The following is a 17,357-nucleotide window of genomic DNA, read 5'->3' on the forward strand; positions in this document are numbered from 1 at the left end:
TATCCCCCCATTATCTTCTGACTGATGCAACGCCTTCCATTAACAGGTTGGCAGTGCGGAATCCAAACGTATCTTCAATAACCGGCTCCTTCTCCTCTGGCCGGTAATCCACTCCACATTCCAGTACTCCGCCCGGATGTCCAATGCGGATAAACTGAGTATCGGTGTCCGGATTTAAGACCTGCGCTACCACGCTTCCCGGCACAACTGCTGCTGCCGCCGTGCACATGGCTCCGGTCATCGCATAACTCGGATGCGTTTTCTGCATCGACATCATCCGGGAAAGCAGATCGATTTCCTCTTTCTGGATCGTTGTTCCATCTGCAGTTTCGTAAGTATCCGGCTCTGCCACAAAGGTCATCTTCGGAATCCCCGGCGTTTCCCATGCTGATTTCTTATAATCATCGATCAGACCAAGTTTCACTGCCGCAAGTCCCCGCACCGTTTCCAGAAGTTCCAGCTTCGCTGCATCCGCATTTAATTCATTCGGATTTTCTTTTCCGGTCAGCCCCAGATCCTTTGCTTTTACAAAAACAAGCGGATTTGCCGCATCAACAATGGAAACCTCCACCTCGCCGAAGTCCGGCACAGTCAGCATATCCACTGCATTTCCGGTTGGAAGCAGACCCTTTCCTAATGTTCCAGCTGGATTTATAAATTTCAGGCGGATCGGTGATGCCGTTCCCGGGACTCCGGCAATCTGAAAATCACCTGTATAATTCACGCCTTCATCCGAGGTCTTCACATCTGCCGCAATGATTTTTCCCGTATTGGTGTTGTAGATCCGCACGGTAGTCTCGTTCTCTTTCGGTGTGACCAGACCTTTTTCCAATGCAAACGGACCAACACCGGAAGAAATATTTCCGCAATTTCCTTTGTAGCTGACGATCGGCTTATCAACCGATACCTGTGCAAAGGTATAATCCACATCTGCATCTGCTCTCTGTGAGCGCTTTACGATCGCAACCTTGCTTGTTACTGACTGGGAACCGCCAAGCCCATCGATCTGTTTGGCATCCGGACTTCCCATGAGACGAAGCAGGATTTCATCCCACGCTTCCTTATCTTTTGGGAGATCGGATTCCAATATGTAAATTCCTTTGCTGGTACCTCCCCGCATGATCGTCACCGGGAGCTTATATACCTGTTCGTTCTGATTCTGCATTTCGTTTCCTCCATCACCTGTGTGTGAAGGCGGCTGGCCATGCCGCCGGTCTTTTTAACCGGTACCGTTTTATGGTTTTATCATAGCATGAGGCCAACTGTAATACAAATTCATAATTTTCATTCAAACTATTCCACGCATCTATAGTTCGTGGTATGATATGCATATCGGGTCGCAAGCAGTTCCTACACAGATTGCAAAACCGAAAACGCGATTCTATGACCATGTTAAATAATTTTGGGGGGATTTTTATGGATTTTAGAGACTTATCTTATGTCCTGGCGATCGCCAGATATCAGAATATTACCAAGGCTGCGAATTCTTTATATGTAACCCAGCCGACACTTACAAAATTTCTCCAGAACCTGGAGGCTGAGCTTGGACAAAAGCTGTTCCGGAAGCTGGGGCACCGTTTTGTTCTCACCTATGCCGGGGAACGCTATGTAGAAAAAGCGGCCGAGATCCTGAACCTGAAAAAAGAGCTGGACCAGGAAATGAACGACATCGTAAAGAACCATTACGGCTCCTTAAAGATTGCCTTTCCGACCATGCGCGGCACTTACATGCTTCCCTGTACCCTGCCGATTTTCAATTCCTTATATCCCAATGTACGGCTGGAAATTCTGGAGTCGCATTCCTATTTACTGGAAGATATGCTGTTAAACGCAGAGGCTGATCTCGCATTTTTCAATCTGCCTGTAAAAAGCCCGGATATTGACTACGAGATCATCAGCCACGAGGAACTGCTCCTGATCTTGCCGCATCATCACCCGCTTGCGGAAATGGGCGTGCAAAAGCCGGACTGCAAATACCCGTGGATGGATCTCAAATACTTAAAAGACGAGCCTTTCCTGTTCCAGACTCCGGGACAGCGGACCCAACAGACGGTAGACCAGCTTTTTAAAGCGGCCGGGATCACCCCGATCATAAAGCTGCAGACCAGCAACATTGCCGCAAAAATCCAGCTGGTAGCAAAAGGCTACGGCTGTGGTTTTGTGACTGAAACCCATTTAAAGCACATCCAGCCGCCGCCTGACATTGCCTGCTTTTCCGTCGGCCCGGGAACCTGCACCACCGTTGATTTTGTGGCAGCCTACCGGCGCGGCAGTTACCTGCCGTACCATGCGCAGGAATACATTAAAATTGTAAAAGATTTCACCTAAAGCTCCATTTCCCTGCCATCCAGAGAAGCCGATACCAGCTTATCGTGACCATCATAGACAAGCTTGAGGGAGAAGAAATCCGTGCGTTCATTCAGAAGTCGGAAGAAGATCTTATCTCCCTCCCAGATGTTTAACGTTACTACGTCTTCCTTATTGACCCATACCAGTTCGCCCTCATTGCATGCGATCGGTTCGCCGGTAAAGGCATCTGCCGTAAAAAGTGACATATATTCTGTCACGCCATTCCCGGAGACAAAGGTCACCATGGCACGGTATTTCCAGGAAGTCAGCGTATAACCGGTCTCCTCCCAGACTTCACGGAGCAGACATTCCTCCGGGCTTTCATCTGCCTCAAAATGACCTCCGACTCCAATCCATTTGTCTTTATTTACATCATTTTTCTTCACAGTGCGGTGCAGCATCAGATACTGTCCGTCTTTTTCAATATAACATAGCGTACTCAATGAGCTCTTCACTTTTTCATACCTCCGCAGATCATAGCAGATTATTTTCCAAACTGGGAATTCTTTTATTGCCGTTCACATATTACAAACAGTAAAATACGTTACCTTTAGTTTCCGAAGAAGCCGGATTGATGCCTTATTTTCTCCTGCCACGCAGGCACACACCGGACAATCCAGTTCGTTCTTTGCATAATCGAGGATCGCACGGCATGCTTCTTCGGCATAGCCCTGGCGGCGATAGGGGTGAAAGACGTGGTATCCGAGTTCCAACTCTTCTTCCGGCACATTTGCTCTTACAGCCTCCCGCTCCTTCGCATTGGATAACCCGGCTTTTCCGATGATCCTGCCATCTGTTTTTCGCACCAGTGCCCAGATCCCATACTCATAAAAGCGGTACTGACTTTTGATGTAAGCCTTTAATTTCTCCTCATCGTAAAAGACCTGGTCGGCTTCCCGTTCTTCCTGTGTAAACCAGGCATCCGGCTCCTCTGGCATAGCGCCAATATCTTCCGGGGTAAATTCCCGGATAAGCAGACGGTCTGTTTCGGCAATGATCCAGGGGAGGCTGATGTGGCGGCGCACAATGCGTTCTAAATACTCCGGGCAGATGGCGTCCGGCGTTGCCAGATACTCTGCATCCCAGATGTCATTCGCCGTCCTTCCCTCTGCTGTCTTTTCGACCGGCTGGTTTTCTGTTCGCAGAAGCTCTGATGTCTGGTTTTTCTCCGTCCGTTCTTCCTTCTGACTTCCTCCACCATGTTCCTCCAGATGAATCAGGCCAACAAAAGCTCTCCCCGCTGCTTTCGCGGCAAGGAGAGCTTTTCGTTCGTCAGAAACCACAACCGGATATGCTTTCTTTTCTACCCAAACTGTATAGTTCTGAACCATATATTCTTTTCCTCTGAATCAGCACTTCTCCGGCTCGTCATACGCTTCGCCGAAGGTATCTACGGTCATGCTCTTGATCTTCTGCTCTTTGAGCGGTCTGTCGCTGTAGTCGGTGCGGGTCTCGGCAATCTTGTTTACGACGTCCATGCCGTCAATGACCATACCGAATGCTGCGTATGCGCCGTCTAAGTGCGGAGCGTCCTTGTGCATGATGAAGAACTGGGAGCCTGCGGAGTTCGGCATCATGGAACGTGCCATGGAAAGAACGCCTGCGGTATGCTTTAAATCATTCTGGAAACCGTTCTGGCTGAACTCACCCTTGATGGAGTAACCCGGGCCGCCCATGCCGTTGCCGTTCGGACATCCGCCCTGGATCATGAAGCCCTTGATGACTCTGTGGAAAATAAGGCCATCATAGTAGCCCTTTCCTGCCAGGCTGATAAAGTTCTTTACGGTGTTCGGAGCAACCTCCGGATATAATTCTGCGCGGATCACGCCGCCGTCTTCCATAGTAATGGTAATCTCTGGATTTTTCATGGATCAAATCTCCCTTCGTGTAGTGCGTTTGGTGTCACAACGCAAACGCTAAGATGGGAAATATTATATCATAAATTCCTCTAATACGCAAATATCCAACTCATGAGGCATGTTCCGTTCTGTATACACGGGTAGTTACCGTTCAGGCAGGTGAACGAGGCCTTCACCCTGTAATCATCCTCCGCAGTCTTTCCAGATCCTCCTGATCCGGGTGGGAAAGCGCCTGATCGAAGTTCTCGATCAGCGCATCCAGATTCGGCTTCGCATCCGGCATCTCCTTCATCTTCACATAGTGGTCCCGCACCGCCTGCGGCATCCTGCCCTGGCACATGTACTCTCCGACCACCGTGTTACTTGCGTCGATGGCCGTGCGGACATTCGCGAGAATCTTCTGATAGTATGCTTCACTGCCGCCGAAGCCCGCAGTGCCAAACAGGAAAATCTTTTTGTTCCGAAGTCTGCCCAGCAGCTCCAGACACGCCTGATCCGCCGTGCCCTTGTCCGTCCAGAAACCCACATAGATCATCTCTGCATCCGGATCTGCGGATTTCGCCTCCCCGAAGTACGCACACCGCGCGTCCGGCAGTGCCCCTCGAATCATATCCGCGAGCTTCCTCGTGTTGCCCGTCCGACTGCTGAAAATGATGGCATATCTCTCTTCGCTCATCGTCCTGTCCTTCCTTTCATTCTCTTCAGTGAACTACCCATTGTCTAAAGCCAATGGGCTTCCTGCTTCACAGACCTCGTAACCTACTATCTCCACAGGCGTTAATTCGGGCAGTCCCTGCCCTATATTGTTATTTTTATGCTATTTGTCTTAATCCTTCTTCCAGTATATTCTTTGCTGCATTGATATCCCTGTCATGATTTGTTCCACAGACAGGACATATCCATTCCCTTACTGATAGATTTTTCGTCTCTGTATTTTGGTATCCACAAACTGAACACAATTGACTACTGGCATAGAATGTATCTATTTTGACATATTTTCTGCCATTCCACTTGGCCTTATATTCTAACTGTCTTGTCAGCTCATGCCATGATACATCACTTATGGACTTTGCCAAATGATGATTTTTTACCATGTTTTTTATCTGCAAATCTTCCGAAACTATCACTTGGTTTTCGCTGATAATCTCATGTGACATCTTGTGCAGATAATCTTTTCTGGTATTTGTTATTTTCTCATGGCACAATGCTATCTTTTTCTTTGTTTTGTAGTAATTTTGACTTCTTTTCTCTTTATGGGCTAACTGCCTTTGCAGTTTCACCAGTTTCTTTTCGTATTTTCTGATGATTTTGGGATTTTCGTATTTTTTTCCATCAGAAGTAATACATAACTCCTTAATACCTAAATCTATTCCGGTATTTTGATTTGTTTGTGGCAGTTCCGTGTGTTCTGTTTCCACTAAAATTGATACATAATATTTTCCACTCGGAACTTGTGATATCGTTACCGATTTTATCTGTCCACTAAAATTTCTATGCAGTTTTGCTTTTATACCTTTTAATTTAGGCAGTTTTACTCTATTGCACCCGAAATCTACTGTTATATTGCCATTCGTAAAATTTGTTGTATATGACTTATGATTATCGTGTTTACTCTTAAACTTCGGATAACCTGCATGTTCCTTAAAAAATTTCTGGTATGCAGCATCCATGTTGTAAATCGCATTTGTCAGAGCAAATTTATCCACTTCTTTCAGCCATTCATATTCTTTCTTTAATTGTCTGTTGCAGTAATTATTACAGTCGGTTTTACTAACTGATTTTTTCTCTTTCTCATATACTTCTTTCCGGTATGCCAGGGTCTGATTATACACAAAACGGCAACAGCCAAATGTTTTTGCAATCTGTATTTTCTGCTCATTATTAGGGTATATTCTGTATTTATATGCCTTTAACATCCACTGTCACCCTCTTTCTCAACCTTGATTTTCTATATATCTTTTCAGCATTTCTTCCGATACATTTCCTACACTACAGGCAAAATATCCATCTGTCCAAAAGGTATGTTCTTTCCAGAATTGTTTTCGTAAATATTGAGGATATCTTTTCCATATATGGTATGTTGTATAGCTCTTCATCAGGTTTACAATCTTACTAATAGACATTGTTGGTTCTGTCTCTATCATGTAGTGAATGTGATCTTTGTCTGTTTCCATATGTCTTATTATCACACTGTGTCTCTGACATATCTCATCCGAAAACTGTTTTATATCATCTGATATTTGCCTCGAAACCAGTAATTTCTTTCTATATTTGCAGACAAAAATAATTTGATATTGTAATAGGTATTTGTGTCTGTTTTTAGATTTCCATGTTCCCATGCCATGAGTATACAATAATTTCTGATTTTTGGCTACCTTAACCCACCGTCTAAAGCCAGTGGGATTGCGGTAGCCCTATTTCAAACACTTTTGAAGCCACCTTCACGACTCCTCCCAGAACAAGTCATCCAGTGTTCGGTTCAGTGCCCTGCAGATTGCGATGCAGAGTCGGATCGTCGGGTTATAATCGCCCTTTTCGATGGCGTTGATGGTCTGCCGCGACACACCGACGAGATCTGCCAGCTGCTGCTGTGACAGGTCCAGCGCCGCCCGTGCCGATTTCATCTTCAGGTTCTTCATTTCAGCAGACCTCCCACCGATCGACACCGTTTTTCGCGAATTTCATCTTCCCGTTTTCCATCCCACCGGGTCTCTCTCGCATATCGATATAGAATTTCATCATCCGGTTTTTCATTCCGCCGAACCTCCCCGTTTATCCACCCACGCTTTCAGCAGCAGGTTCACGATGATCAGCGCGAAGAACGCGAAGATCAGCAGATAGATGCCGCCATCCCAGGTGAGGACGCCATCGACGATCACGTCGCCAGCATTGGCATGTCCCCGGAAACCCAGGTACTGCATCACCATCACCGCCACCATGAGCACGATCGCGGCGTTCGAGCCCGACGTCTGCCGGATACCCCAGTACGCATCCTGCCAGATATCATAGAGGATGACCACCAGACATCCCACCATAAGGCAGGCCATCATGAGGAGTGAAAACTCGATCGGCAGTGCACCCACGCACTCCTCCCACAGCACCGCTGCCGCAAGCAGTGCGGCCAATGTCAAAAAGCCGTAGCGAAATGCCCTCCCGCGGATCAGCTCCTGCCGCTCATCATAGTCACTGTAGTCCTTATCCTTCTTAAACATAATGATCTTAAATACCTGAACCGCGATAAATGCAGCCGTAAATGCGAAAATATCTGACATATACACCGACCTCCTTCCAACAATATGTAAACTATATCTTACATCTACAGTATATATCAGAGGCGTCATTATGTCAAGAATACTTTACATTTTCGAAGCACCTCAATACAAGCCACAAAAAAGCTGCCCCGGCACATGCAGATGCACAGGCCAGAAACAGCTTTTCAAGTCTTATTCTTTTAATCCGCTAAATGCAGCATCTCGATCAAAAAGATCCAGGTGAGACCATAATAGGAAATAACCGCTACCAGGTCATTCACGGTGGTGATAAGCGGACCGGACGCTACCGCCGGGTCTACGCCGAATTTCTTAAACAGGATCGGGATCACGGTACCGGAAACACTGGAGATCATCATGGCCAGAAGCAGGGCCACGCCGATGCAGGCAGAGACCGCAAATCCAAAGCCCGGTGTCATGCCCTTTGCGAAAACTATATAAAGTCCGATAAATACAAAGGAAAGAACGCCAAGGATCAGTCCGTTGCACATGCCGACTCTCGCTTCCTTAAATACCAGGCCAAGTTTCTGCTTGCCATCCAGGTTCTCATCCATCAGCACACGGATGGTGACAGCCAGGGACTGGGTGCCGACGTTTCCGGCCATGTCCAGAATCAGGGACTGGAAGCAGATCACAATGGTCAGCTGCGCTACCACACCCTCAAACAGACCAACCACACTGGAAACCACAAGACCAAGGCCAAGTAAAATGATCAGCCACGGAAGACGCTTGTGCACGCTCTGGCGGATCGGCTCGTTTAATTCCTCCTCAGAAGCAAGACCTGCTAACTTTGCGTAGTCATCGCCCATCTCATCATCGACAACCTGAACGATGTCCTGCGCAGTGATGACACCGAGGATCTTGTTGTTCTCATCCAGTACCGGGATGGAATCCTCGGAGTAGTCCTTCATGCGCTCGATACAGTCTTCGATCATCTCACGGGCATACACATATGGGTAAGACTCCATGATGATATCATCCAGGCTGCTGCCCTCTCGGGCAATGATCAAATCCTTTAAGTCGATCGCACCGCAGAACGTGTGCTGGTCATCGGTTACATATAAGGTAGAAATATTATCGTTTTCTGCCGCCTGTGCAACCAGCTCCCGCATCGCTTCACGGACACTGATTCCAGCTTTGATCTCAATAAAATTCATGCTCATGCGGCTTCCGATCTCATCTTCATCGAAAGACTCCAGCATGGCAATGTCGCGCTTGGATTCATTGTCAATCAGGTCAATGAGCATATTGCGCTCCGGCTTTGCCAGGCGCTTAAGCAGCGCTGCTGCCTGATCAACTTCCATGCAGGAAAGAACCTCAACCTTCTTTCTTGCATTCAGTTCCTCAAAATAAATTTCTGCGTTATCCAGATATTCAAAAATATCAGAAAGCTGTTCCGCGTCTAAAATGCGGTATAAACGCTCTCTCTCATCTCTTGTCAGCACCTCGAAAGAGGATGCGATATCATTCTCATGGTAGTCGGAAATCCGGTCCTTTAATACACGCGGGGATACGTTGCTCCGCATGATCTGCTCCAGTTCCGTCTGGTAGTCACGTACCTGAACTGCCACGTCTTTGTTCTCGTTCTCGTTCATCTTTTCCATGTCTGCTCCTTTCTCCGTCTGCGAAAAAGTCTTTCTCTTTCTCACAGCGTTTTGTTCTCACGGCTGTCATCCGTGGAACCGGAGCATTTTTGATCTGCGCAAACCTGCTGTATTTTTCCAGAAAAATTTCCTGTATTCTTCACGTTTTCTTAACAATAGATTCAAAAAACAAGAAAGAAACAGCAGCGTGTTTCCGCAAATAAAAAATGCCATTACCGGTTTCATCTGAAAACGGGCAATGGCAGACACACGCAAATACAGCCTGATCCGTGCAGTACACCTGTGATGCAGGGACTACCGATCAGACAGCTTTCCTATCAAAATCTAAACTCAATTCGTGTGAGAAAACGGACAGCGGATTCAGACAGGCTGTCGGTCTTCTTTTCTCTTCCATTGCCGCTCATTCGCTTATAACTGTCCGCGACGTCCATTTCCTCACCTCCTTATATATGCACGATCAATATTTTCCTATATCACTATACTACAGCATTTTTTTTGCGTCAACCACTCAAATTTCCAAGTTGATATTTTTTCACTAGTCACATCACTTTTGATGTGATATATTAAATTTGTTACCGCCTCCAGACTGGTATGGAAAGGAGGTGTTCGGAATGGAATATATCTTATCCTTTATTGTCACCGTTGCGGCTGGTGTAGCTTGCCACTACATCATCAAATGGTTAGACGGTGACAAGTAGCCGGTAACTATAGCCTGTGGGCTTAAGCCTTCCCACTCCAGAAAACAGGAATAGAAAACCCCAGAAGTATGCGAGACTTCTGGGGTTTTCGTTTTGCTGTTCGCAATGGAACATCTTATCCTTTTGCCTAACGGCATTATATCATATGCGATTTTGAAAAACAATATCCTTTTTTGAATAAGATATTTTTTTAATTCTTAATCCACTTCTCAGCGCGGCAGCGTAAATCCTTTTCCCAACACCTCCTGTGTGGTATCCACCAGCACAAAGCTTTCTGCATCGACATTCTGGATCAGCTGTTTGATGTGCGGCAGACGGCGGGGCGCTGCCACACAAAGGATCGCTTTCTGGTTTTGATCTGTATACCCGGTTTCGATCGGAAACAAGGTTGCACCAACATCATTTTGCAAGAGCATTTTTTTGATGGAATCGTATTTTGAGCTGATCACCCAAAGTTTTGCCTGACTGTGTCCCATCATCAGCACCTTATCCAGTACGACAGACATGATCATGATCTGGATCAAACCATACAAAATCTGGTCCATGCTGGAAAACGGAATCTGCAGTACGACTACCACAATACTGATCCCCATCATGCAAACGCCCACCGGCACTCCGAACAAACGGTTCACGATCAGCGGCGGAATGTCCAGACCGCCAGTCGAAGAATGTGCCCGCATCACCAGACCAATGCCGATTCCTGTAAGGATTCCCGCAAACACGGCACATAAAACCAGATCATCCGATAAGCCGCCTCCGCCTGATAAAACCTCCAGCGCACGAAGCATCGGCGGAAATATGACACTGGAAAGGATCGTCGTCAGTGCAAATTCCTTTCCCAGGATCCACAAGCCCAGAAAAAAGCAGATTCCATTCACAACCGCATAGGTTCCGGACACCGGCAGACCAGTCAACGCATATACCACCTTGCCGACTCCGGTTGTTCCGCCTGTGATCAGCCCGCTCCCTTCCAAAAAAGAAACGGTAGCAAAAGCAACAATCAGATTTCCGATCAGTACCATGCCTAGTTTTTTCCAATGACTCATGAACATTTCCTCTTCTTTATTATAAAAGCCATCCGGCCAGTAAACTCTGTATTACCAAAATGATCGCACCGCCAAGGCGGGATGAAATCTGTGCAAAAGACATCAGCTCCATTCTCTCTGCTGCGGTAAGAACATAGACATCTCCATTACCACCTGCGTTGCACATGCAAAGTCCTGCAGTGATCCCTGCTTCTACAAAGAAGAATTTCACCAGCATTCCTGCTGCCCCTGCGCCAATGGTTGCTGCTGCTACTACGATCAGACACATCACGACATATCCCGGGGAAAGTACTGCAAACAGAGATGCCAGATCAAACATGCAGATTCCAACACCTGCCATGATGATCACCGTAACATTGGCACGCATAAACTGATACCACTGTACCACACAATACTCCATGCGTTCCGGCAGGATTCCGAGAATTTTTACCAGGGCTACTGCAATGATCGTAAATGCGTATGCGTGGATCATCGGAACATAGCTTGCAATGATCCGTCCGAAAATAACGAACGCTGCTGTTGCAAAACATCCAATTCCCAGATCTTCTAATCTCAATGTAAAATCATAGGTTTTTCCTGCATCTTTTTCGCTGTAGCCTTTCATCAGGGTTCCATTTCCTGTCAGCTTCGGGAATTTCCAGCCCAGATTTTTTAAAATGATGCCGCCAAAAATCGCGAACCAGTTTCCAAGCGTCATGGCCGGAAGCATTTTGGAATAAAATGTATCCGCTGCCTGGCCACTTGCATTGGCATAAATTTCGGACATTGGAACAGCTCCGGCGCCATTGCCGCCGCCCATGATCGGCCCAACAATATAAAGCACTACATCACGAAAGCTGTAGCCAAAAAATCTGCCAACCAGTCCTGCTACTCCATAAGAGACCAGGATACCGCCGGCGATTGGAACAAAATACCGGCTTCCGGCCTTAATTAACATTTTCCGGTCCATGCCAAGAATACTTCCGCACAGCAGTGCTCCTACATAAAATCCGAGCACATCTGTTTTTCCATTTATCGTATTGTTCACAATTTCAATGGCCGATTCCGGAATCAGATTCTTATAAACAAGGAATGCACAGATAAAAGGAACTGCAGCCATTCCAATTGTTTTTTGCAGGATTGATATTTTTCCTATGATAAAATATAAGAGATACCCCAGTGAAATGCAGACTGCCAGTCCTCCGATCAGGGAGTTTGGAAGCTTTTCCATATAAACTGCAACCGCGGTGATGGCCGCAAAGATTACAAAGAGCACCATTGGCATTTTCATAATGTTCATTTTACTGTTTTCATCATACTGAATCATCATATCATTCTTTCCCCCACTCGTACAAAAAAGCGATCATACATTTCAGTGAATTGAAATAATCTTCTATTGCCAGGTTTTCATTCGGTGCATGATGATTGGAGGCGGTGTTGCCCGGTCCTACGCCGATCACCGGCAATTCCGGCCACGCATTCCGAAATACAATCGCCGGCCCGGAACCCAACTGGGTCAGTTCCCGCATCATTGGTTTATAGTAAACAAGTTCGGAAGCCTTGTCCAAAACATCTGCTGCGGGAGTTTTTAATGATGTCTTCACCGGCCAGGTTCCCCCCAGATACTCCACTTCCACATCTTCAAATCCGTTCTTATCCAGATGTTTTCTCAGCTGTCCGGCGATCTTATCCGGATTCTGATCAGCTACGAGATACATGGAAATTCTCGCCCACGCCGTATGCGGAACAATGCCGCGCGGTCCATTGTACAATTCCCCGGCTTCCAATCCACAAACCGATAACGTTGGCTCCAGATAAACTCTTTTTTTCAGTTCTTCGCCGGAAGCCCCAAGCACAAACTGCTTCAGCCCCAGTTTCTGTTTTTGCTTTTCTTCATCGTATGGAAACTTTTTCAGAAACTCCAGTTCTTCCTGCGTTGGCGGTATCACATCATCATAAAAGCCCTCGATCTGTACCTTTTCATCGCTGCTTTTCAGTGTGGAAAGCGCCCAGATCAGCCGCCAGGAAGCGCTCGGCACAGTCGCGCCCATCCTTCCATGTACATCGGTTGCTGCCGTCGTAACTTTCAGATTGAACGCGCAGGCTCCGCGTACACCAAACCGGCTCCACGGATTTCCCTCCTGGTCGTGCCGTCCATTTTCCCAGAAGCAGACATCTGCTTTCGTATGCTCCTGAAATTCTTCCATATGCATATTCTGATACCGCACCATAGACGGACTGGAAGTTTCTTCATCCCCCTCAAAGAAGAACTTTACATTGACCGGCAGTTCCCCGCTTACTGCAATCAGCGCTTCCACCGCCTGAATTCTGGAAACCAAAGGTCCTTTATTATCCGATATTCCTCTGGCATACATTCTGCCGTTCTCGATTCTCACCCGGTACGGATCTCCTCCGTCCCACTTTTGCGGATCTCCCGGCTCGACCACATCGTAATGATTGTAGAAAAGAACCGTTTTATCTTTCGTTCCATTTTTCTGTGCAGCGATCATGTCATTGCCTTCTCCGCCGCCGACACGCTTTGCAGAAACTCCGGCTCTTTCCAGACGCTTCTCGATCCATGTTCTGGTATTTTCCAATGCTTCCGCATGAGCCGCCGTGCTTGGAAAACTGCAAATTTCGCCAAGATCCTTCAAATATTCTTCCCGATGTTCATCCACATAGGCAAACGCCCGCTCTAATACATCCATATGACCTCCACAAACGTTACTGGTTATTCTTGAAAAATATTTGCAAATACTTTATGGTCTCAGTATAATAGTTCCAAGAAGTTATGTCCAATGAGTCATTTTTCCATTTTCCATAACATTTTGTCATGGTTATTTCAGGAGGATTTTCTATGTTTGCCCATGCCTATGAATATGTCTGTGCGATTGCCGATTACCAGAATATTTCCAAAGCCGCACAGGCACTCTGCATCACACAGCCTGCTCTCACAAAATATATCAACCGTCTGGAGAAAGACCTTTCCATCCGACTTTTTGACCGTACGGCCAATCCGGTCGTTCTCACGGAAGCCGGGGTGCGTTTCGTCCAAAAAGCAAGGCAGATCCGGCTTTTGGAAGCCGAGCTGATGGCTGACCTCAACCAGTTCACCCATTCCAGTCACGGAACCATCCGTCTCGGCATGGGGCCTGAGTTCTGCAGCACCACGCTTCCTTACCTGATCACGGCCATGAAACAACAATATCCAAATCTCAAGCTCAAATTAACGGAAGGAAACAATAAACAGCTTTTTTCTTTCCTGGAAAAAGGAGAGATTGATTTTGCGATCTTATCTTCCCAGCAGATTCCCGACAATCTGCAAAGTAAAATCATTCAGGTTGAGCCCATTGTTCTGGCAGTCCCAACCAGCTACCCGCTCTGTCAGGGAATGGATCTGACCGCCAATTCCCCGCTAACCCCTTACTACATTTCTCCAGCCCAGGTGAAAGGAAGCGATTTTATTGTCTGCAATCCCGATGTCGGCATGGGACAAACCGCTCACGCACTCTTTGACCGCTATCACCTTTCTCCTCACATCGTAATGGAAATACAGAGAAATGAGGCAGCACTCCGCCTCGCCTCCACCGGCATTGGTATGGTTTTCGTTCCGGTACGGACCGTGCTCCGCATCCAGCTCATCGCGCCCATGGCATATTTTTCCATTTCCAATCCGCTTCATTGCCGCAATCGCTACCTTTGCTATCAGAAAGACAATCCGCTTTCCGAGCCGGCAAACTGTTTTATTTTTCTTATCTCACAACTGTTTTCCGAAGAAAATGCCTTGCTCTCCCCGGTTTGCCAATTGCTTACACAGCCATCGGTTTCCTAGGTGATTTTTTATCTGCCAAAGCTGTCGCTGACCGCTTTTCTCAGATATATAACAACGAAAAAAGGAGTGTCCTAAGACACTCCCTTCACGGTCCAGCTGTAGCTTTCCCACGCCTGATTCAATTGAATGACTGCGCTCTCTTTTGCGTCCAGCGCACTGTAATAATCGGCAACGCCCTGCAGATAATCGCTCTGGGAAAGCATTCCGGCCTGCTGTTTTTTCTGCAGCGATGCATACGTGATCGATGCGCTTTCATAAGCATTGGCTGCTCCTTCATACTGAAGCTTTGCAGCTTTTAGTTCCTCATAAAGACTCTGCATCTGGGATCGCACCGTTCCCTCTGCCTGGGTCTCCTGATCGGATTTTACGGAAATCTCCGTTGCGGTTTCCGCGCTCTGATGGCGGGCATTCTGCACGCTGGAGCTGTTGCCGACTGCCGTTTCCACATCCGCAGCGAAATCGACCGCATCGATGGCTACAAGATCCGGGAGCGGCACGCTTCCGATCGTGATCGCGGAATTATCTTCCAGTCCCAGATTGGATAACAGGTTAAACCGGACATTCGCTGCCTGCTGCCGGTATGATTCATACCGGTTTTTCGCGCTTGCCATGGTGTCAGCAGCTGCCATCACATCAGCTGCTGTCGCCATGCCTGCACTCTGTTTTTTTAACGCTGCCTGGTAACTGCTCTGGGCTGCCTCGTATTTTTTCTCTTCCGCCTGCGCCTTAGTGTTCATCTGATTATAGGTGCGCATGAGGCTCTGCGCAGTCAGAACATAGCTGTCTATCGTCTTCTGCCTGCTTACCGACTGCGTTTTCGTTTCCAGGGATTCCAGCTGTTTGGTGATCTGGGAAATGGACATGCTGAGACGGGAAGCGTTCATTTTGTAAACGGCCTTCGTTTCTGCGTCATCCTCATACTTCTCCTGCATGAATTTCATGTAGTCCCGCTCGGTTTCCAGGGTGGAAAGCATATTCTGGTAGGTTTCCTTGTTGGTGGTATAGTTTTCCAGGGAATTTTTTAAATTCCGGTTGTTTAGCACCAATTGTTCCAGGTTGTTGTAGTCTACTGAGGTTACGGACCGGGTGGTTTGTTCCGCATTTTGTTCTGCGGTTTCTGCACTCTGTCCGGAAGCAGTCTCTGCCGTCTCTTCTTCCGCAGTCTGGCCGGAACCTGTCTCTGCAACCTCTGCCCTCGCAGAAAGAGAAGTACAGGGAAGGCTGAGCATACCAAAAGCAATCGCAAGAAGCAGTGCAGTCCAGATGCCAGCCGTTTGGGGCATATGGAATCCCTGCTTCGCCTGCCGCTTCCAGCTTTGCGGACAAGACAATTCAGGCAAACGATTTTCATTTTGTTTTCTCTTCATAGACCGCTCCTTTCCTACTCTGGCGATGCCAGTCCATTTACACTCCAGTCATAATCGACCATGGCCTGAAGCAGAGACAGCTTCTGGGTCTGGGCTGTTACCTGGGCTGTGGTATAAGAAGCTTTCTGACTTTCATACGTTTTCTTCGTAATGGTTCCAGCTGCCAGCTTCGCATCTGCGGATTTCATGGAAACCTCCTGCAGAGTCAGCGCAGATTGTGCCTGCTCGTAATTGGACTGGACCAGGATCAGGGAATCATAGGCGGACTTCACGCTGTTGGAGATGGTCTCCTTCTGGTTTTTTGCAGTTTCGGTCAGCTTTTCTTTCACGGTATCGGTGCGGGCATTGGTAAGCTGCTTCTGGGTCAGGCGATAAGCGTAGCTGTTATCCAATGCCGTCTGGATGTCTGCGTTCACATCGATTGCCGCAATCTTTTCCTGGTCCGGCTCAGGAAGCTCTGCGATCTCCACATCGGCCCCATAGCTCCAGCCTAACATCAGACACAGATTTTCTTTTGTGGATGCCAGGTTGCTTTCTGCTGTCACCAGGGATGCCTCCGCCGTGGAAACGGCTTCTTTTGCGCTTAATACCTTGGACTGAGTGGACATGCCTGCTGCCAGCCGGTTTTCTTCCGACTGACAGGAAAGCTTAGCCTGCTCGATGCGGGCCTTCGCGCTGTCCAGATTGTAGTACTGGGTCCAGTAGGTGATCATCAGACCCTCCGCCTGCTTGGAAAGCCTAGCCTCAGCCTGGTCGTACTGGATCCGCATGGTTGCCTGGTCATCGGTATTTTCATCGCCCTGCTCCATCAGACTCTTTGCCTGCTGCTCATTCCGGAGTGCGGCAGCCACCCCGCTTCCGTAGTTCTCACTGTCAGAATCCGGGTACTCAATGCTGGAATAAATCTCATTGGCACGGTCATAGTACTCCTGTGCCACATCATCGCGGTTTTTGGTCAGGTAATCTTTATAACTGATCGCGTTCTGGATGACGGTCGGGTTGTATTCATGGATCAGGTCCTTGATCTCATCGAATTCCAGCTTGTTGTCCTTCAGTGTTGCCCACTTTTCTGCCGAGTAGGCAAATTCCGGGCTCTGCTGGGCGAAAGCCGGAAGCGGAAGCGCTGCAGTGACAAGAGCCGCCGCCAGGAAACTCCCCGCCAGCTTTCTTCCGGTCCGTGTCCAGTGACCACCTGCATTCTGTCTGCATGATCCCTGGGCAAACGGCCTTTTGCCTGCACGGTGCACGGTTCCAAAGCCAGCGCACCGTTTTCTATTGTTCGGAAGCATTCTATCTCCTCCTTTTTTCGAATAACAAACGCAACTATTCCGTACATAGTCACGCATCTAGTTTC

17 protein-coding genes are annotated in these 17,357 nt (G+C 47.7%); 2 read left to right on the forward strand and 15 right to left on the reverse strand.

What is annotated here, in order from left to right; translation table 11 throughout:
* Positions 1-10: 10 nt before the first annotated feature.
* Complete coding sequence (locus DXB18_RS06070) at positions 11-1,165, reverse strand: PrpF domain-containing protein (RefSeq protein WP_118706572.1); 1,155 nt, start codon at positions 1,163-1,165, stop codon at positions 11-13.
* Between the two features lie 251 nt (positions 1,166-1,416).
* On the opposite strand from DXB18_RS06070, the gene DXB18_RS06075 reads away from it, so the two are divergent.
* Entirely contained in the window at positions 1,417-2,328 is a 912-nt protein-coding gene (locus DXB18_RS06075) for a LysR family transcriptional regulator (protein WP_118706574.1), read from the forward strand.
* On the opposite strand, the gene DXB18_RS06080 is transcribed toward DXB18_RS06075, so the two are convergent.
* The 12 genes from DXB18_RS06080 to DXB18_RS06135 all read right to left on the reverse strand — a co-directional run bounded on the left by DXB18_RS06080 (position 2,325) and on the right by DXB18_RS06135 (position 13,512).
* Positions 2,325-2,804, reverse strand: a complete 480-nt coding sequence (locus tag DXB18_RS06080; protein ID WP_243103222.1) for an 8-oxo-dGTP diphosphatase — start codon at positions 2,802-2,804, stop codon at positions 2,325-2,327. The genes DXB18_RS06075 and DXB18_RS06080 overlap by 4 nt on opposite strands.
* 63 nt (positions 2,805-2,867) lie before the next feature.
* Complete coding sequence (locus DXB18_RS06085) at positions 2,868-3,680, reverse strand: GNAT family N-acetyltransferase (RefSeq protein WP_118706576.1); 813 nt, start codon at positions 3,678-3,680, stop codon at positions 2,868-2,870.
* An 18-nt stretch (positions 3,681-3,698) separates the two neighbouring features.
* Positions 3,699-4,217: a peptidylprolyl isomerase gene (locus DXB18_RS06090; RefSeq protein ID WP_118534458.1), complete on the reverse strand. Its 519-nt coding sequence runs from the start codon at positions 4,215-4,217 to the stop codon at positions 3,699-3,701.
* A gap of 163 nt (positions 4,218-4,380) precedes the next feature.
* Complete coding sequence (gene bilS, locus DXB18_RS06095) at positions 4,381-4,884, reverse strand: flavodoxin family protein BilS (protein ID WP_118706578.1); 504 nt, start codon at positions 4,882-4,884, stop codon at positions 4,381-4,383.
* 136 nt (positions 4,885-5,020) lie between these two features.
* Complete coding sequence (gene tnpB, locus DXB18_RS06100; protein ID WP_118706580.1) at positions 5,021-6,124, reverse strand: IS200/IS605 family element RNA-guided endonuclease TnpB; 1,104 nt, start codon at positions 6,122-6,124, stop codon at positions 5,021-5,023.
* Between the two features lie 18 nt (positions 6,125-6,142).
* Positions 6,143-6,547 (reverse strand): IS200/IS605 family transposase, encoded by a 405-nt coding sequence (gene tnpA, locus DXB18_RS06105; RefSeq protein ID WP_118540223.1) that lies wholly within the window; start codon positions 6,545-6,547, stop codon positions 6,143-6,145.
* Between the two features lie 102 nt (positions 6,548-6,649).
* Positions 6,650-6,847, reverse strand: coding sequence for a helix-turn-helix transcriptional regulator (locus DXB18_RS06110; protein ID WP_118531345.1), 198 nt, complete (start codon positions 6,845-6,847; stop codon positions 6,650-6,652).
* A 111-nt stretch (positions 6,848-6,958) separates the two neighbouring features.
* A complete protein-coding gene (locus DXB18_RS06115; RefSeq protein ID WP_207665768.1) occupies positions 6,959-7,549 on the reverse strand; it encodes a hypothetical protein in 591 nt (196 codons plus the stop codon).
* Positions 7,550-7,659: 110 nt separating this feature from the next.
* Positions 7,660-9,081, reverse strand: a complete 1,422-nt coding sequence (gene mgtE / locus DXB18_RS06120) for a magnesium transporter (RefSeq protein ID WP_243103227.1) — start codon at positions 9,079-9,081, stop codon at positions 7,660-7,662.
* 907 nt (positions 9,082-9,988) lie between these two features.
* The gene (locus DXB18_RS06125; protein ID WP_182430487.1) at positions 9,989-10,825 is read right to left on the reverse strand and encodes a YitT family protein; all 837 of its coding nucleotides are present in this window, start codon (positions 10,823-10,825) and stop codon (positions 9,989-9,991) included.
* Between the two features lie 19 nt (positions 10,826-10,844).
* Positions 10,845-12,134 carry a 2-hydroxycarboxylate transporter family protein gene (locus tag DXB18_RS06130; RefSeq protein WP_118706585.1) on the reverse strand — a complete coding sequence of 430 codons (1,290 nt, stop codon included), beginning with the start codon at positions 12,132-12,134 and terminating at the stop codon, positions 10,845-10,847.
* Between the two features lies 1 nt (position 12,135).
* A complete protein-coding gene (locus tag DXB18_RS06135; RefSeq protein ID WP_118706587.1) occupies positions 12,136-13,512 on the reverse strand; it encodes a M20/M25/M40 family metallo-hydrolase in 1,377 nt (458 codons plus the stop codon).
* A 125-nt stretch (positions 13,513-13,637) separates the two neighbouring features.
* Between DXB18_RS06135 and DXB18_RS06140 the strand changes: the two genes are divergently transcribed.
* A complete protein-coding gene (locus DXB18_RS06140; protein WP_118706589.1) occupies positions 13,638-14,636 on the forward strand; it encodes a LysR family transcriptional regulator in 999 nt (332 codons plus the stop codon).
* A gap of 71 nt (positions 14,637-14,707) precedes the next feature.
* On the opposite strand, the gene DXB18_RS06145 is transcribed toward DXB18_RS06140, so the two are convergent.
* Both DXB18_RS06145 and DXB18_RS06150 read right to left on the reverse strand, forming a co-directional pair.
* Complete coding sequence (locus DXB18_RS06145) at positions 14,708-16,003, reverse strand: TolC family protein (RefSeq protein ID WP_118706591.1); 1,296 nt, start codon at positions 16,001-16,003, stop codon at positions 14,708-14,710.
* 14 nt (positions 16,004-16,017) lie between these two features.
* Positions 16,018-17,292 carry a TolC family protein gene (locus tag DXB18_RS06150; RefSeq protein ID WP_118706593.1) on the reverse strand — a complete coding sequence of 425 codons (1,275 nt, stop codon included), beginning with the start codon at positions 17,290-17,292 and terminating at the stop codon, positions 16,018-16,020.
* Positions 17,293-17,357: the final 65 nt, after the last annotated feature.

Origin of the sequence: Clostridium sp. OM02-18AC (genome assembly GCF_003481825.1) — a bacterium.
Lineage (GTDB): Bacteria > Bacillota > Clostridia > Lachnospirales > Lachnospiraceae > Brotaphodocola.

Excerpts from the sequence above, each read along its gene's own strand:
- DXB18_RS06070 (WP_118706572.1), bottom strand. The coding sequence starts at position 1,165 with ATGCAGAATCAGAACGAACAGGTATATAAGCTCCCGGTGACGATCATG.
- DXB18_RS06075 (WP_118706574.1), top strand. The coding sequence starts at position 1,417 with ATGGATTTTAGAGACTTATCTTATGTCCTGGCGATCGCCAGATATCAG.
- DXB18_RS06085 (WP_118706576.1), bottom strand. The coding sequence starts at position 3,680 with ATGGTTCAGAACTATACAGTTTGGGTAGAAAAGAAAGCATATCCGGTT.
- DXB18_RS06090 (WP_118534458.1), bottom strand. The coding sequence starts at position 4,217 with ATGAAAAATCCAGAGATTACCATTACTATGGAAGACGGCGGCGTGATC.
- bilS (WP_118706578.1), bottom strand. The coding sequence starts at position 4,884 with ATGAGCGAAGAGAGATATGCCATCATTTTCAGCAGTCGGACGGGCAAC.
- tnpB (WP_118706580.1), bottom strand. The coding sequence starts at position 6,124 with ATGTTAAAGGCATATAAATACAGAATATACCCTAATAATGAGCAGAAA.
- tnpA (WP_118540223.1), bottom strand. The coding sequence starts at position 6,547 with ATGGGAACATGGAAATCTAAAAACAGACACAAATACCTATTACAATAT.
- DXB18_RS06110 (WP_118531345.1), bottom strand. The coding sequence starts at position 6,847 with ATGAAGAACCTGAAGATGAAATCGGCACGGGCGGCGCTGGACCTGTCA.
- DXB18_RS06115 (WP_207665768.1), bottom strand. The coding sequence starts at position 7,549 with ATGACGCCTCTGATATATACTGTAGATGTAAGATATAGTTTACATATT.
- mgtE (WP_243103227.1), bottom strand. The coding sequence starts at position 9,081 with ATGGAAAAGATGAACGAGAACGAGAACAAAGACGTGGCAGTTCAGGTA.
- DXB18_RS06125 (WP_182430487.1), bottom strand. The coding sequence starts at position 10,825 with ATGAGTCATTGGAAAAAACTAGGCATGGTACTGATCGGAAATCTGATT.
- DXB18_RS06130 (WP_118706585.1), bottom strand. The coding sequence starts at position 12,134 with ATGATGATTCAGTATGATGAAAACAGTAAAATGAACATTATGAAAATG.
- DXB18_RS06135 (WP_118706587.1), bottom strand. The coding sequence starts at position 13,512 with ATGGATGTATTAGAGCGGGCGTTTGCCTATGTGGATGAACATCGGGAA.
- DXB18_RS06140 (WP_118706589.1), top strand. The coding sequence starts at position 13,638 with ATGGTTATTTCAGGAGGATTTTCTATGTTTGCCCATGCCTATGAATAT.
- DXB18_RS06145 (WP_118706591.1), bottom strand. The coding sequence starts at position 16,003 with ATGAAGAGAAAACAAAATGAAAATCGTTTGCCTGAATTGTCTTGTCCG.
- DXB18_RS06150 (WP_118706593.1), bottom strand. The coding sequence starts at position 17,292 with ATGCTTCCGAACAATAGAAAACGGTGCGCTGGCTTTGGAACCGTGCAC.